This is a genomic window from Hahnella aquatica (SeqCode), assembly GCF_965194505.1.
Taxonomy (GTDB): Bacteria; Pseudomonadota; Gammaproteobacteria; order Burkholderiales; family Burkholderiaceae_A; genus Hahnella; species Hahnella aquatica.
On record NZ_OZ239144.1, the window covers coordinates 705118 to 719247 of the forward strand.

Here is a 14130-nt window from a genome sequence, read left to right on the forward strand (position 1 = left end):
CGCCTCATGTTCAGCCGTACTTCAGCGCGGTCGCCTTGCCCCAAAACACTCGGTACATGAAGACCGTGTAAGCGATGATCACCGGCAGCGTGATAGCCACACCCACAAAAATCACATTCAGCGACGCGGTGCTGATGGCAGCCTCCCACACCGTCATGCGGCCAATCACAATGTCGGGAAAGATGCTGTAGGCCAAGCCGAAGAAGGCCAACACAAAAATAAGAACGGTATTGGCAATCACCAACCAGCCGTAACCCGCGTTCACCAGGTTCGGACGCATGAGCACCCAACGCATGGCAAAAAACGCCAGGGCGCACATGAGGGGGACCGGCAGCAGGGCAAATACCTGCGGCACACCAAACCATTTTTCCAATACGCTCTCCTTCACCAGCGGCGTGGCCGCTGATATGGCCAGCAAGGCACCTGCCATGGGCCACAGCACGCGCTGAGCCCAGCGCACTGCTTTTTGCTGCAGATCGCCTTCGGTTTTCATGATCAACCAGCCCGAGCCCAGCAACACATAAGCGGCGGGCAATGTAATGGCGATTCCCAGGCTAAATGCCCAACCCAGAGATCCATTTGCAAAGCCGGTGATGTAACTGCCCAGCATCCACCCTTGCGACGCACTGGCCATGAGCGAGCCAACGAAAAAGGCGCGGTTCCAGAACGACTTGTAGCGCAGTGGTGCTTTCACCCTGAAATCAAACGCTACACCGCGCAAAATCAACCCGATCAGCATCACTGCCACCGGCAGGTAAAGCGCTTGCAGCACCAAGCCATGGGCCATCGGAAAGGCGATCAACAACACGCCCACGCCCAGCACCAGCCAAGTCTCGTTGGCGTCCCAAAAGGGGCCGATGCTGGCGATCATGATGTCCTTCTCGGCGTCGGTCGCTTGCAAGAGCAGTAAGCCAACACCCAGGTCGTAACCATCCAAAATTACATAGGCCAGCAGGGACAACCCCATCACAGCCAAGAAAAACAGTGGCAGAAATTCAGCCCAAGTCATGGTCGCCTTTCAAGTTCATTTCACTTTCAGGTACAGGGCAACAGGGAGCGGTGCATCACACCCCTGCTTTGCCCAACAAGGCACCCGTGGGTGCTTCATGTTTGTGTTCTTTGGGGTTCTCGGCCATGTACTTCAAGACGCCGACGTAAGTGACCAACAGCAAGCCGTAGACCACCAGGTAGGCCGTTAAGGTGAGCGCAATGTAAGGCGGCGGCAAAGTGGTGGCGGCTTCGCTGGTGCGCATCAAGCCATACACCAGGAAGGGCTGGCGACCGATCTCGGTCACGTACCAGCCCGCCAGCGTGGCGATCCAGCCAGAAAATGCCATGCCCGACAGCACCCATAGCAGGGGCCTGGGCAGCACCACTTCCGACTGCCCGCGCTGGCGCCACAAGCGCCAGGCGGTGAAACCGGCGACCAACAGCATCAACGAACCCACGCCCACCATCACGCGAAAGGCGTAAAACACCGGCGCCACGGGTGGGTGCGCACCTTCAAATTCGTTGATCCCTTTGACTTCGCCGTCCAACTCATGGGTCAAGATCAGGCTGGCGACTTTGGGAATCTTGACCGCGTAGTTGGTGGTGCGTGCTTCTTGGTCCGGAATGCCAAACAGCGTCAGCGGTGCGCCGCGCTCGGTTTCCCAGATGCCCTCCATGGCGGCGACCTTGGCCGGTTGGTGCTCCAGTGTGTTGAGGCCGTGCATGTCCCCCACGAGGAACTGCAGCGGCATCACGCAAGCAGCGGTGAAGATGGCCGCACGCATGGCCTTGTGGGTACCGCGCGTCGCGCTGCCTTTGAGCAGTTGCCAGGCGCACAGCCCAGCGATCAAAAACGACGCGGTCAGTGCTGAAGCGAGCAACTTGTGGGCAAACCGGTAGGGGAATGAAGGGTTAAAGACCACCGCCAGCCAATCGGTGGGGATGAACTGACCGTTGACGATTTCGAAACCTGCCGGGGTGTGCATCCAGGAGTTCAGGCTCAGGATCCAGAAGGCCGACATGGTGGTACCAAAGGCGACCAAAAAAGTGGCCACCAAGTGCACCCGCTCGCTCACCCTGCCTCGACCGAACAGCATGATGCCCAGGAAGCTGGCCTCCAGGAAAAACGCTGTCAGCACCTCATAGCCCAGCAGTGGCCCTGAAATATTGCCTGTGCGTTCCATGAAGCCTGGCCAATTGGTGCCGAACTGGAAGCTCATCACAATGCCTGAGACCACCCCCAGCGCAAAGGTGAGCGCGAACACTTTGGTCCAGAAATAGTAGGCCTCTTCCCAAGCCACATCCCGAGTGCGGGCGAAGCGCAGACGGAAGAACAACAAGAACCAGCACAGCGCGATGGTGATGGTTGGGAATAGGATGTGGAAGCTGATGTTCGCAGCAAACTGGATACGAGAAAGGATGAGTGCGTCGATGTCCATGGGGGCTTTCCTATGAATTTACGAGGTTTGACTTTCGGAGCCAACGCCCGTTGCTTTGGGTGATCGACCGGTCAGACGGTCTTTGAATTCGAGCACTTTGGTCACCGTGGCGCCCATGCCCATGAGCTGCATGGCGGTCTCGGGCGCGAGCTTTTGCACGTCGTCAAACCAGGTCATGAGGCGATCAATCAGGTCGTGCATTTCGCGCATCCGCTGCTGTGCATGTCGCTCTGCGTCGGTGGTGGGCGTCTCGAGCAAGGCGGTTCGCAGCATGGTCAGCGTTGGCTCAATTTCGCGGCGGCGGCGTTCCTCGGCCAGCACCCGAAAGATTTCCCACACGTCCGCCGGTGCCTCAAAGTACTCTCGCCGGTCACCCGCTTGGTGACGCAAACGCACCAACCGCCAGGCCTGCAACTCCTTGAGGCCCATGCTGACATTGGAGCGCGAGAATGCCAACGCTTCGGCAATCTCATCGGCATTCAAAGCCTGCGGCGACACATAGAGCAGCGCGTAAATTTGACCCACCGTGCGGTTGATGCCCCACTTGCTGCCCATTTCACCGAAATGGGCGATGAACTCGCGATTCAAGGGCGGAATTTGATCAGAAATAGGCATGTCCCTATTCTAACCGAAAATTCTGAATTTTCAGAAATGACTGAAATATAAGGAAGTGCTTGATTCGCCTGCCCATCAAAAACTTAGGCGGTTTATGAAGAGGTGTGTTTTGCCCCGCCAGAGATAAAGGCGGGGCCTTACAGGAAGCGAATCAAGTCCTCGATGTCGTCGGGGAACATCTCCCGCAGCTCAATGGCCCTCACCACCGAACGACGATCCAGGACGAATAGCTGGGGCAGGCCCCGACGGGCCTTGTAGGTCGACATCCAGTCTGGGCTCGCCATGGCGACGTCAAAGGCGTAGCGGTTCTTCTTCACATAGGCCAGTACATCGTCGCGCGACTTGTCTGTGCTGACCGCAATGACCTCAAGCCCGCGGTGCCGGTGTTTCAAATAGAAGGCATTGAGCAAAGGATTCTGTTTCGCACAGAAGGGGCAACGGGTATGCCAGATCTCAATGATGACGACCTTACCGACAGCCTCGGACTGCTTCCAGACGCGTCCATCCATCAGTTGGATGTCGGGCAGCACTGCCACTTTTCCGATCTCGAGCGCGATGGGCGCGGGCGAATTCTGAGACGAAGGCTGGGCAAGCACCGGCGCTGAGGCCAGGCCCAATGCAATGAAAAAGAGAGGGAGGAGTCGGGATGCCATGCGTATTGGTGACGGTATCACTTCCGGCGGATGGCTGTGACCATATTCCTCTTCCCTTCGACCGCTGCCTGGAACTCAATCTGATCGGTCACCTGCAGGCCATTGAGGATGGTGGCATCCGACACATAAAACACCATGGTCATCGGTGGCATGTCCAAGGAGGGGATCTCCCCATGCTTGATGGTGAGCCGTTTGTTCTCTGGGTCGAGCCGACGAATCTCTCCGGTGGCCCATTCCGCCATGGCGGAGGAACAGACGCCAGCCAGAAGCAGACTGGCCAAGGCCTTTGAAATGGTCTTCACGATCAACCTCCTTTCTTGGGTCGGTAGGCGGCAAAGACGGTTGCCCGCCCGGCACCTTTGACAAGCAACACGTCATACGGGTCGACCTGGCCGCCGTATTCGGGTCCGTCCATGCCGGGTGACCCAATGGGCATCTCTGGAACGGACAGTCCAATGGCCTTGGGCCGCTCCTTCAGAAGACGATGAATCTCTCTGGCGGGCACATGCCCCTCGACCACATAGCCATTGACGAGGGCTGTGTGGCAGGAGGCATATTCCTTGGGCATGCCGACCTCAATGCGCTTTGCATTGTTCCCGACGTCGTAGCCTTTCACCTGAAAGCCATTGGCCTCGAGGTGCTTCATCCAATCGGCGCAGCAGCCGCAGGTGGGCGACTTCCAGACCTCGACCAGCGGCTTGTTGAATTGGGCAATGCCCAAGGATGGCATTGCCGCTGCCCCCAAGCAGGCCAGTCCCAAGCCTGTTAGGAGTCGGCGTCTTGCCAATGGGCTGCTCATGGGCTCACCCGAATCTTTCCGCGCATGCCTGCATCGTAGTGCCCTGCCACGAGGCAGGCAAAGTCGAATTCACCCCCACGGTTGAAGTGCCAGACGATCTCCCCCTTCTCACCTGGGCCCACGTGTGCCATGTAGGCCTCGTCGTGTTCCATGTTTGGATGCTTCTTCATCATCTCGGCATGGGTATCAAGTTCCTTCTGTGTGCCGATCACCATTTCGTGCATCACCTTGCCGCTGTTGCTCACTTCAAAGCGAATGGTCTCATTCCTCTTGATTTGGATGACCTCCGGTGAGAATCGCATGGCATCGCTCATGTCGACCTTGATCACCCGGCTCACCTTGGCCGGATCTCCGGCAATGCCCCAGGCCGTCTGCTCTGCCGGAGCGACCTGAGCATACGACCGTGTCTGCGATCCGTGATGGGCGTTGCCGTGGGCGAGCGCCTCGTGAGGAACGCTCGCGATCAGCGTTCCCGCCGTCAGTGTGAACGCAAAAATGGCTGAATAGTTTTTCATGCGAATGTCCTTTCTGTTGTTTGCTTAATGCTGATGGCCATGACCACCGGCCGACTTGCCTGGCTTCTGAACCTTGACCTCAATCTCTTGGGTGTCGCGCCGGGGCATGGCGCCCTGGCCTGCATGGCCTGATCGGGCCGGGGTCGCGAGAGGGCTGCCCTTCCACTCGAAGGCCTGGGTGCGTGGCGGCTGCTTGTACCAGCCTGGGTTGCTGTAGTCGCCGGGCTTTTGGTCCCGTCGCACCTTGACAACACTGAACATGCCGCCCATCTCCACCGAGCCGTAAGGCCCCTCACCCGTCATCATGGGCGCTGTGTTCTCGGGCAGTGGCATCTCCATTTCGGCCATGTCGGCCATCCCGCGTTCACCCATCACCATGTAATCCGGGATAAGCCGGCCTATGCGCTTGGCCAGCCCTGTGTGGTCCACGCCAATCAGCGTGGGCACGTCGTGGCCCATGGCATTCATGGTGTGGTGTGACTTGTGGCAATGAAAGGCCCAGTCTCCCTCCTCGTTCGCGATGAACTCGATCTGTCGCATCTGACCCACTGCAACGTCTGTGGTGACCTCAGGGCTTCGCATGGCTTTGGGTCGGGGTCCTCCATCGGTGCCTGTGACCTCGAACTCATGGCCATGCAAGTGAATGGGATGGTTGGTCATGGTGAGGTTGCCAAACCGGATCCGAACGCGGTCATTGAGCCGGACATGAAGCGAGTCGATGCCGGGAAAGACTCGGCTGTTCCAAGACCAGATGTTGAAGTCCAGCATGGTCATGATCTTGGGGGTGTAGCTGCCCGGGTCGATGTCGTAGGCATTGAGCAGAAAGCAGAAGTCTCGGTCCACGTTCTCGATGAGGGGATGCTTGGTCTTCGGATGTGTCACCCAAAAGCCCATCATTCCCATGGCCATCTGGGTCATCTCATCGGCATGGGGGTGATACATGAAGGTGCCCGGCCGTCTGGCGGTGAACTCGTAGACAAAGGTCTTGCCGGCAGGAATGCCCGGCTGGTTCAGGCCGGTGACACCATCCATGCCGTTGGGAAGGCGCTGCCCATGCCAGTGGATGGAGGTGTGTTCAGGAAGACGATTGGTCACGAAGATCCGCACCTTGTCACCCTCGACCACCTCAATGGTGGGGCCCGGGGATTGCCCGTTGTAGCCCCACAGGTGCGCCTTAAAGCCAGGCGCCATCTCTCGAACCACCGGCTCGGCCACCAGGTGGAACTCCTTGACGCCGTTGTTCATCCGCCAGGGGAGTGTCCATCCGTTGAGGGTGACAACCGGGTTGTAGGGTCGGCCGGAACTGGGCATCAGGGGCGCCTGCGTCTGCGGGCTCGTTTGCAATACTGGCTCGGGCAATGCTGCCATCGCCACCCGGCTCACGGCGGTGGCCGCGAGCGTGGCAGAGGCAGCTGCGCCGGTGAGCAGTGCACGTCGTCTTGTCATTTCCATGCGTCTCTCCTGGTCTGTGCGAGTTGCTCTCGCAGCGCGAAGATCTTGGGTGTGAGGGCGTGTTCGGCCTGCCAATAAGAGGAGAGCGCCCGAAGGTAGCCTTCGACCGCCTCGGTCTGATGCTTGGCATCCTTGAGCAGTTCGAAAACGCCGATGATCATTCCGTTGTAATGCAGCAGGTGTTCACTAGAGATTCGCTTCTGCAAAGGAAGAATCTCTTGGCGGTGATGCTGAACCTGGGAGAAGGCTTCGTCGCGCGCGAGCATCGCCTCCCGCACAGCGGATTGCAGTGCAATGGTCTCAGGGTGACTGACCTGCACACGCAGGAGGGCTGCATCTGTGGGCGAGGGGAGGGCTGGCTGGGGCGGTGCATCGGGCAGCCGGCTCGGAAGCGCAAAGTCTGTTGCCTGGGCATCGAGCTGAAGGCGTCGAATCAGGGCTTCCCGCGCGGCACCCGCCGCCACCCGCGCCTCCGACAGCGACTTCTGTGTCTGAGCGGAAGACAATTGCTCCTCGGCCTGATGCAGCAGATTGAGGTTTCCAACCTTGCGCATGCGCGTGGCAAGCTCTGCAGCAACAGAGGCCACTTCGGCCACCTGCTGTCGGTGGGCAACGCGCTCCTGGGCAGCCACAGCCAAGTGGTAGAGCCCACTCACCTGGGCGATCAGTCGCGCCTCATGGCTGAGTGCCGACCGGTCTTGGTCACGCAGCAAAAGATAGTCGGCTGGGTTGCGCGAGATGCGCGCGAGGGACTGCTCAAGACCGGGATCCAGTGCGAGTGCGCGTGAAATCGCCATCTGCAGCGAAAGCGGGTTCTTGGGTGAAGAACTGTCGGTGGCTGGCTGGGCTGTATCCGCCGCAATCTCCCGGGCATAAGCCTTCCAGCCGCCGGCCTGATCAACTCGCTCGTTCGCCTGGCGCCAATCCTCCACGGGATCGGCCATGGCAAGCCGGCTCGACCCAAGCAGGGCGAATAACATCCATACAAGCAGGTGTTTCATGGTGACTCCTCAAGACATCAGACAACTGCTCCCCGTGAAGGGCACGGGAAGCCCTGTGACGCTGTCTTTTAGATGCGAGGAGGTCTTAGCAAGCCCTCGAGCACCACGCTGGCAAAGTCTGCGGTGGGCCCCGGGCTTGGGCGGTGGAATGCTGCTTCGGTGAACGTGAGAGAGGCTTGGGCCGGCAGCCCGTACGCCATGAAGCAGGTTGCGGCACAGAGGGCGCAGGCGCCGGCATGGGCTGTGGCCGGGTTGCTGGCGATCGGATCGGCAGCAACCGCCGACTGCGATGCATGCGCACCATGCGCGCTCACGTGCGACCCAAGGTCGGTCGGGGCCGATCCGTGACAGGTCATGGCCGCAGCCGCCTGACCCTGAAGGGGCAGGCTTATCAGCAACAGTATGGTGAGAAGGCGATTAACGAACTTCATATTGGCAATAAGAGTAAACCTTTTTAATGGCTTGGGTAAACTCCAAAGCCCACTGGAGAGGACATGAAATTTACCCCCGCTCTGAGGCTGCCCGTCGCATGGGTCTGTCACCTGCCTGTGGCGCACCGTCCGAGCACTAGTGGGATTCGAGTCGGGTGATCAGGCTTGAAATGTCGAGCCGTCGGCCACCCTGGCTTTGAATGTCCGCGTAGAACTGATCCACGAGTGCGGTCACGGGAAGTTTGGCTTGGTTGCGGCGGGCCTCGCTCAGGCAGAGCTCCAGGTCTTTGCGCATCCAGTCCACGGCAAAGCCAAAGTCGAATTTTCCTTCAATCATGGTGGGGCCACGGTTCTCCATCTGCCACGACTGGGCTGCACCCTTGCTAATCGATTCAAGCACCAACGACATGTCCAGGCCGGCACGTTTGCCGAATGCAATGGCCTCGGCCAAGCCCTGAAGCAGTCCGGCCACGCAGATTTGATTGACCATCTTCGCGAGCTGCCCACTGCCGGAGTCTCCGATGCGTGTGAATGCCTTTGAATAGGCCATTGCCACGGGCTTGGCCGCATCGAAATGTAACTGGGCTCCTCCCACCATGACGGTGAGTTGGCCGCTGACAGCACCTGCCTGGCCACCCGAGACCGGTGCATCCATAAATCCAAGGCCGAGCGCACTTGCCTTGGCGTTGAGTTCCCGAGCAACCTCCGCCGAGGCGGTGGTGTGATCCACGAAGAGCGCGCCCTTGGCCATGGCTGCGAATGCGCCATCGGGGCCAGTGGTCACGCTTCGCAGGTCGTTGTCATTACCGACGCAGCAGAACACCATGTCGGCCTTGGCGGCGGCCTCTGCCGGAGTGACTGCAGTGGCCCCTCCGAATTCCTCTGCCCATGCTTTGGACTTCTCTGCTGAGCGGTTGTAGACCGTGACCTGATGGCCGGCCTCCACCAGGTGGCCCGCCATGGGAAAGCCCATGACGCCCAGGCCAAGGAAGGCGACCCGTGTGGCCGGGCAGGAGGAATAACTTTTTGCTTGGATGCTGGGCATGTCTTTGGGTCCCTTGATTTGAAATAAGTGTTGCAGCCTATTCTGACAAAATGAAGCTTCATGTCGACGCTGGCCCCGCCAACCACTCCCCGCATTCAGCAGCCCTCGGCCTCGCTGAATGGTCGTGCCTTTGGCATTGCGTTGGGCCTGCACGCTGTAGCCTTGTCTTGGGTTTGGTTGGAGATTGATCAGGCGCACCTCCAGGTCTCCGGGGTCAGACCAATGATGGCCAGCATCATTGCGTCTCAGCAAGAGGCTGTTGAATCGAGAGCATCACCGCCCGCCGCCAAGCGCCCCGACACCCAGCAGACCAAGCGCATCATGGCGGCCGAGTCTAGTCGGCCTTCCCCCTTGGAGGTTGCTCGCGAGAGGGAGAAACCGCGTGACCAGGCTGCTTCCGCAGTGGATGCCGAACGGAGGGATCAGGGCAAGGAGGCGGCTGGCTTGGCCGAGGTGATTCAGCCTCAGTTTGATGCAGACTATCTCAACAATCCCAAACCAGCGTATCCCGCCATGTCGAGGCGACTCGGCGAGGAAGGGCAGGTACTCTTGCGTGTGTTGGTGAGCAGCCAAGGCAGCCCAGAACAGATACAGTTGCTGCAGACCAGCGGATTTCCTCGCCTCGATCAGGCGGCCGAGGCGGCGGTTTCGAAGTGGCGTTTTGTTCCAGCCAAGGTGGGCAGCGTGGCCACCACGGCCTGGGTCCAGGTACCAGTTTCATTTCAGTTGCGGAGATAGCGCATGTCGACATCACAGGCCATGGGTCTTGGCCATTTCCTGGAGCAGACTGATGCCGTGGGCATGACGCTCTTCATCATTCTCCTGGCGATGTCGGTGGCCAGCTGGACCGTCATCGTGAGTAAGATTCAGCGGGCACGCAAGGCCAAGCTGTCTGCCACCGATTTCTTGTCTCGATTCCAGAACTCCAACTCGATCGACGACCTTAGGGCGCTCATTGCCGACCATCCCGATGCCCGCTCCCAGATTGCCGCCCATGCGCTCTCGGCCGCGGCGTACAGCCGCATTGCGCCGGGTTCGGGGCTGATCGATTCAGAGAGTCCCAGTGAACTGGTGAGTCGGGCCCTGCAGCAGGCCATCGATGAAGAGGCGGCCCGCCAGGAGTATGGGCAGACCCTGCTCGCGTCGGTCGCATCGAGCGCCCCTTTTGTGGGACTTTTTGGAACGGTCTGGGGTATTTATCACGCGCTCATCAGCATTGGCATGAGCGGGCAGAGTTCGCTCGACCAAGTGGCAGGGCCCGTGGGCGAGGCCCTGATCATGACCGCGCTTGGCTTGGCCGTGGCCATTCCTGCAGCGCTGGCCTATAACGCCTTTCAGCGGCAGGCTCGGCTCTACAGCGGTCAGCTCGAGCGTTTTTCCCACGACCTGTTCGTACTGATTTCCACAGGGAGCAAGCCTCGATAATGGCCTTTCACATCTCCTCAAAGACTGGGCGCAATCAGCCCAATCCCGAGATCAACATGGTGCCGCTCATCGATGTGATGCTTGTGCTTGTGATCATCTTCATGGTCACCGCGCCGCTGATGACCCATGCTGTGAAGGTGGATCTTCCCAAGGCGAACAGCCAGCGCAACGAGGTCAAGCCAGAAACCATCTCTGTCTCGATCGATGCCAAGGGGGATCTCTACTGGAACAAAGAGAAACTTAGTTGGAGTGAACTGCCCGCTCAAATGCAGAGCGCATCGACTGCCAACCCTCAGCCCGAGTTGCACATTCGGGCCGATGAGAACACGGCTTATAAGAAGGTGGCCGAACTCATGAGTGAGGCCTCCAAGGTGGGGCTGACTCGGATTGGGTTTGTGACCGACCCGAAGTAGTCGTGCAGCTCTCGGCTGATCACCACTTCTTCTCAATGGTGAGCATCAGCATGCGAACGCCCTCGGTGGTGCTGCTCTCCCGGGTATCAAGAGCCCCGGCGGCATAGCGTTCACTGATTGTGGTTCGATTGGGTGCCGTGAGATTGCTCACCGAGAGGCGAACATTGGATGTCGCGTCGAGCCGATGCAGGGCATAGAGGTCGATCTGATGATTGTTGCCCACATTCACGATGGTGTTGGTGGAGGCCTCGCGGCTAAAGGATGAGTTCCAACTCACGTTGCCACCCAGGCTCGTTTTTTGATTCTCAAGCTTGTATTCTCCGCCAAGACTCGCTGCATAGCGAGCTGACTCCTGACGTACGAACTCTCCCGACCGATCTGTAATTTCGAGCCGATTCGCGGAGGCATTGCCCTGGAGCTCCAACCGTTGGATTGCCTTGGGCTTGAGTTTGAAGTCGAACACCAGGCTGTAGTCCCTCGCAGAGGCGGCGTTGACTGGGCGCTCTAGATATCGAATGCCTTCGAGTGTGGTTCGGCTGAGTATCTTGTTGCTGGTGTTCCGCACGTACAGGTTTGCGCCACCCGAGCCGCGTTTGTTCTCCAGGAATCGCTCAAGACCAAGTTGCAAGGTGGTGGTCTTCTCTGCCTTTAGATTCGGATTTCCCGACCGATCGGGATTGGCCAGTCCGTTGTCGCCAGTAGCTTCCGTAATGACAGAACTTATCTGAGAGATGCTTGGTTGACGCTGTGTCTGGGCCAGGCTGGCACGAAGGTTGGCACCTTGATTGAGTCGCCACAGCCAATGCAGAGAGGGCAGGACGTTGGTCGCACTGGTCTTGGTCTCTTGCGTGGTTGCATTCTTGGTTCGGTTCTCCGAGGTCTCCAGTCGCAGGCCCGGGGTGAGGGTGTGGGACTTATTGAGTTGCCATTCATCCTGACCCCAGAGGGCAAGATTGCGCTCGCTTGAGTCGACCGAGGTTGCGCCTGAGATTTGCTGTGATCGGCGCTCATCCTCGGCTCGGTATCGCGCATTAAATCCAAACGTTCCCAGGTGGTCGTTGGCCAAGGGCAGGCTGCGCTTGGCAGCAAGCCCAAAGCCCCGGCCGCTGTCTTGGTTGCGTGTCGCTGAATCGCTGTCCACTCCCCCTGCGTTATCGAAACGGATCAGCCTGCCCCTTGCCTGGGTCTCATCGACATGAACAGTCCCTCTCACACTGGCCTCGCCTGCACCCGCGGTTCGCTTCTTCCATTCTCCTGAGACTCGAAGGCTGCCACGGCGGACACGGTCTGTATCCGTCTCACGCGAGATGGTGCCCCCCGTGAGGGTGGTCTGGGTGTCGACTTGTCGCTCACTACCGAAGAACATTGGGCTGATGATGAGCTGCTCGCCGCGGCCCAGGTCTTGCGTAAACCGAGAGATGAAATGCAGGCCGAGGTTGTGGCCTGACTGCTCGTCGCGCTCGGTGGTGCTGCCAGCCCCCGACTGTTCCGCGCTGCTGCGTCTGAGTGTTTGCGGCGAGCCGTCCACCGAGAGGGTGAGTATGGTTCCGGCCACGCCCTCGCGATTCCCGTAGACCACATTGGCGCGGCCCCCAAAGGCACTCCCATCGTGAGACGCGCTCCACTTGGTGGTCGTGGTTTTCTCAGGGGGCACATCTCGCAGAATGAGGTTCACCGTTCCGCCCGGACCCGACGGAAATTCAGCGGTGCTGTTGCGAATAATCTCGATGCGTTCAATCAGTTCGGTGGGCAGTCGAAGCGTTGCCATGGTCCCGCCCGGTCCTCCACCCAAGGGCTCGCCGTCGACGACAATTCTTGGCATGAGCCGATCGCTCGGACCCGAGTGGCCACGCCCCCTGCGCCCGTCCACCGGGGGAAGGCTCAGGTTCACCCCAGGCAGTGCTCGGAGAAGGTCGGAGACAGTCACCGCATCAATCTTCTCGATCTGACTGCGATCAAAAATAATCTTTGTGGTCGATGAGTCGCGTCGCTCGTCATCAGCTGAGACGGCCTCATCGACAACAGTGACCTCGCGAAGCCGCGACTCCGCTCCAGCGTTCTGTGGCAATGCTGAAGCAGCCGGGGTAGTCGATGCGGTGGTGGACTCGCGCGCGGGCGCTTGGGCCAATGCAACCTGGGCGGCAAGAGCACTTAGAACCAGCGCATGTGTTGGTGAAAGTTTCAGGGTGTGCTGCACGGACCAGCGCACCCCGTGAGACGTTGGTTTAATCACTTCCTGTTGGGCTCTGGAGTCAGGGCCCGACTCTCACCGATGGCCCACATTTGAATCCGAGTGGCCTGCGCAGGCAGTGACTCTTGGACCTTCCGGAGGTCTGCGAGGGGCTGCTCAACCGTCTCATCACACAGACGAAAAACGCCCCAGTGAACGCCCAAGGCATTCTTGGCCCGAAGGTCTTGGGTAATCTTCTGGGCCTCGGCCGGGTCTACATGGTGCGCGCCCATGAACCAGCGTGGCTCGTAGCAGCCGACGGGCGCCAAGAGCCAGTCGACAGGCGGCCACTTGCTGGCCATCTGCCGAAAAATGGCGCTGTAGCCAGTGTCGCCCGTGTAGACGAGGTTCATCTCTCGTGTGAAGAGTCGGAAGCCGGCCCAGAGCGTCTGGTTGGTGTCCGTGAGTGTTCGCCGACTCCAATGGTGTGCTGGGATCATTTCCAAGGTTAGTGGCTCGTTGGCATGCAAAGGTCGCTCGAATGTCTGCGTGTCGAACCAGTCCATGGTCTTGATGGATGTCACGCCCCAGTCACGCAGGTAACGGTCCACGCCAAGAGGAACGATGAACGTGGGCGGCCCGCCCGGCTGGGAGGCGAGCGCACGAACGGTCTGCTCGTCGAGGTGGTCGTAGTGGTTGTGCGAAATGAGCACAAGATCGATCCGTGGCAGGTTCCTTAGCGTGATGGGCGGGGGGTTGTGGGCCTTGGGCCCGATGGACTCAAATGGAGAGGCCCTTGCGCTGAAGACGGGGTCGATCAGGATGGCGAGCCCGTCGACCTGCAGGTGCACGCTGGCATGCCCCAGCCAGGTCATGGTCCAGCCGGGCGACTTCTCCTTGAGTGCGGAGGGATCGAGGGCAACCCTTGGAACGTTGCTTGCGTCTTGGGGGGTCAGCTCACGGCCGAGTCGTTCCCACTGCCATTTCAGGAAGCTCTTGAAACCGGGCTTGTCGCCGCCGCCAGGCAGGTTCTGAAATCCGGTGGGTGTGTGATGTGGCTTGTCCGGGCCAGGGTCTGTGGGGATGGCTGTGCAGCCCATGAGCACAAGGCTTGCAGCCAGCATGGACATAAGGCTGCGGGACGGGAAGGAAGAGAAGGGCATGGCTCTTAACTGTGTTGAG

Annotated in this window: 16 protein-coding genes; 3 read left to right on the forward strand and 13 right to left on the reverse strand. The window is 59.6% G+C overall.

The annotated features are described in order from the left end of the window. Positions 1–10: 10 nt before the first annotated feature. The 11 genes from AC8GDA_RS03680 to AC8GDA_RS03730 all read right to left on the reverse strand — a co-directional run bounded on the left by AC8GDA_RS03680 (position 11) and on the right by AC8GDA_RS03730 (position 8940). Positions 11–1009, reverse strand: coding sequence for a cytochrome d ubiquinol oxidase subunit II (locus tag AC8GDA_RS03680; protein WP_506556959.1), 999 nt, complete (start codon positions 1007–1009; stop codon positions 11–13). Between the two features lie 55 nt (positions 1010–1064). Beyond that, a complete protein-coding gene (locus tag AC8GDA_RS03685; RefSeq protein ID WP_506557186.1) occupies positions 1065–2423 on the reverse strand; it encodes a cytochrome ubiquinol oxidase subunit I in 1359 nt (452 codons plus the stop codon). Positions 2424–2447: 24 nt separating this feature from the next. Then, entirely contained in the window at positions 2448–3044 is a 597-nt protein-coding gene (locus AC8GDA_RS03690; protein WP_506556960.1) for a GbsR/MarR family transcriptional regulator, read from the reverse strand. 137 nt (positions 3045–3181) lie between these two features. Next, positions 3182–3697: a TlpA family protein disulfide reductase gene (locus AC8GDA_RS03695; protein WP_506556961.1), complete on the reverse strand. Its 516-nt coding sequence runs from the start codon at positions 3695–3697 to the stop codon at positions 3182–3184. Between the two features lie 17 nt (positions 3698–3714). Further along, complete coding sequence (locus AC8GDA_RS03700; RefSeq protein ID WP_506556962.1) at positions 3715–3999, reverse strand: copper-binding protein; 285 nt, start codon at positions 3997–3999, stop codon at positions 3715–3717. A 2-nt stretch (positions 4000–4001) separates the two neighbouring features. Next, positions 4002–4496: a DUF411 domain-containing protein gene (locus tag AC8GDA_RS03705; protein WP_506556963.1), complete on the reverse strand. Its 495-nt coding sequence runs from the start codon at positions 4494–4496 to the stop codon at positions 4002–4004. Continuing rightward, positions 4493–5011 (reverse strand): cupredoxin domain-containing protein, encoded by a 519-nt coding sequence (locus tag AC8GDA_RS03710; RefSeq protein WP_506556964.1) that lies wholly within the window; start codon positions 5009–5011, stop codon positions 4493–4495. The genes AC8GDA_RS03705 and AC8GDA_RS03710 overlap by 4 nt, the downstream gene beginning before the upstream one ends. Positions 5012–5035: 24 nt before the next feature. Next, a complete protein-coding gene (locus AC8GDA_RS03715; protein ID WP_506557187.1) occupies positions 5036–6457 on the reverse strand; it encodes a multicopper oxidase family protein in 1422 nt (473 codons plus the stop codon). Next, positions 6454–7464, reverse strand: coding sequence for a TolC family protein (locus tag AC8GDA_RS03720; protein ID WP_506556965.1), 1011 nt, complete (start codon positions 7462–7464; stop codon positions 6454–6456). Before AC8GDA_RS03720 ends, AC8GDA_RS03715 begins: the two co-directional genes overlap by 4 nt. A gap of 68 nt (positions 7465–7532) precedes the next feature. Next, the gene (locus AC8GDA_RS03725) at positions 7533–7895 is read right to left on the reverse strand and encodes a hypothetical protein (protein WP_506556966.1); all 363 of its coding nucleotides are present in this window, start codon (positions 7893–7895) and stop codon (positions 7533–7535) included. Between the two features lie 136 nt (positions 7896–8031). Next, positions 8032–8940: an NAD(P)-dependent oxidoreductase gene (locus AC8GDA_RS03730; RefSeq protein WP_506556967.1), complete on the reverse strand. Its 909-nt coding sequence runs from the start codon at positions 8938–8940 to the stop codon at positions 8032–8034. A 60-nt stretch (positions 8941–9000) separates the two neighbouring features. Between AC8GDA_RS03730 and AC8GDA_RS03735 the strand changes: the two genes are divergently transcribed. From AC8GDA_RS03735 to AC8GDA_RS03745, 3 genes are read left to right on the forward strand one after another with little or no spacing between them, the layout of a single operon-like run. Next, positions 9001–9678, forward strand: coding sequence for an energy transducer TonB (locus AC8GDA_RS03735; RefSeq protein ID WP_506556968.1), 678 nt, complete (start codon positions 9001–9003; stop codon positions 9676–9678). 3 nt (positions 9679–9681) lie between these two features. Beyond that, positions 9682–10365 (forward strand): MotA/TolQ/ExbB proton channel family protein, encoded by a 684-nt coding sequence (locus tag AC8GDA_RS03740; RefSeq protein WP_506556969.1) that lies wholly within the window; start codon positions 9682–9684, stop codon positions 10363–10365. After that, positions 10365–10778, forward strand: a complete 414-nt coding sequence (locus AC8GDA_RS03745) for an ExbD/TolR family protein (RefSeq protein WP_506556970.1) — start codon at positions 10365–10367, stop codon at positions 10776–10778. Before AC8GDA_RS03740 ends, AC8GDA_RS03745 begins: the two co-directional genes overlap by 1 nt. Before the next feature lie 19 nt (positions 10779–10797). Here the strand turns inward: AC8GDA_RS03745 and AC8GDA_RS03750 are convergent, their stop codons facing one another. Together AC8GDA_RS03750 and AC8GDA_RS03755 are read right to left on the reverse strand one after the other, a co-directional pair. After that, on the reverse strand, positions 10798–13011 hold the full coding sequence (locus tag AC8GDA_RS03750) for a TonB-dependent receptor plug domain-containing protein (protein ID WP_506556971.1): 2214 nt from the start codon (positions 13009–13011) through the stop codon (positions 10798–10800). Next, positions 13008–14111 (reverse strand): MBL fold metallo-hydrolase, encoded by a 1104-nt coding sequence (locus AC8GDA_RS03755; RefSeq protein WP_506556972.1) that lies wholly within the window; start codon positions 14109–14111, stop codon positions 13008–13010. The genes AC8GDA_RS03750 and AC8GDA_RS03755 overlap by 4 nt, the downstream gene beginning before the upstream one ends. Positions 14112–14130: the final 19 nt, after the last annotated feature.

Coding starts and splice junctions, on each gene's coding strand:
- AC8GDA_RS03680 (WP_506556959.1), bottom strand. CDS start 1,009: ATGACTTGGGCTGAATTTCTGCCACTGTTTTTCTTGGCTGTGATGGGG.
- AC8GDA_RS03690 (WP_506556960.1), bottom strand. CDS start 3,044: ATGCCTATTTCTGATCAAATTCCGCCCTTGAATCGCGAGTTCATCGCC.
- AC8GDA_RS03695 (WP_506556961.1), bottom strand. CDS start 3,697: ATGGCATCCCGACTCCTCCCTCTCTTTTTCATTGCATTGGGCCTGGCC.
- AC8GDA_RS03705 (WP_506556963.1), bottom strand. CDS start 4,496: ATGAGCAGCCCATTGGCAAGACGCCGACTCCTAACAGGCTTGGGACTG.
- AC8GDA_RS03710 (WP_506556964.1), bottom strand. CDS start 5,011: ATGAAAAACTATTCAGCCATTTTTGCGTTCACACTGACGGCGGGAACG.
- AC8GDA_RS03715 (WP_506557187.1), bottom strand. CDS start 6,457: ATGACAAGACGACGTGCACTGCTCACCGGCGCAGCTGCCTCTGCCACG.
- AC8GDA_RS03720 (WP_506556965.1), bottom strand. CDS start 7,464: ATGAAACACCTGCTTGTATGGATGTTATTCGCCCTGCTTGGGTCGAGC.
- AC8GDA_RS03725 (WP_506556966.1), bottom strand. CDS start 7,895: ATGAAGTTCGTTAATCGCCTTCTCACCATACTGTTGCTGATAAGCCTG.
- AC8GDA_RS03730 (WP_506556967.1), bottom strand. CDS start 8,940: ATGCCCAGCATCCAAGCAAAAAGTTATTCCTCCTGCCCGGCCACACGG.
- AC8GDA_RS03735 (WP_506556968.1), top strand. CDS start 9,001: ATGTCGACGCTGGCCCCGCCAACCACTCCCCGCATTCAGCAGCCCTCG.
- AC8GDA_RS03740 (WP_506556969.1), top strand. CDS start 9,682: ATGTCGACATCACAGGCCATGGGTCTTGGCCATTTCCTGGAGCAGACT.
- AC8GDA_RS03745 (WP_506556970.1), top strand. CDS start 10,365: ATGGCCTTTCACATCTCCTCAAAGACTGGGCGCAATCAGCCCAATCCC.
- AC8GDA_RS03755 (WP_506556972.1), bottom strand. CDS start 14,111: ATGCCCTTCTCTTCCTTCCCGTCCCGCAGCCTTATGTCCATGCTGGCT.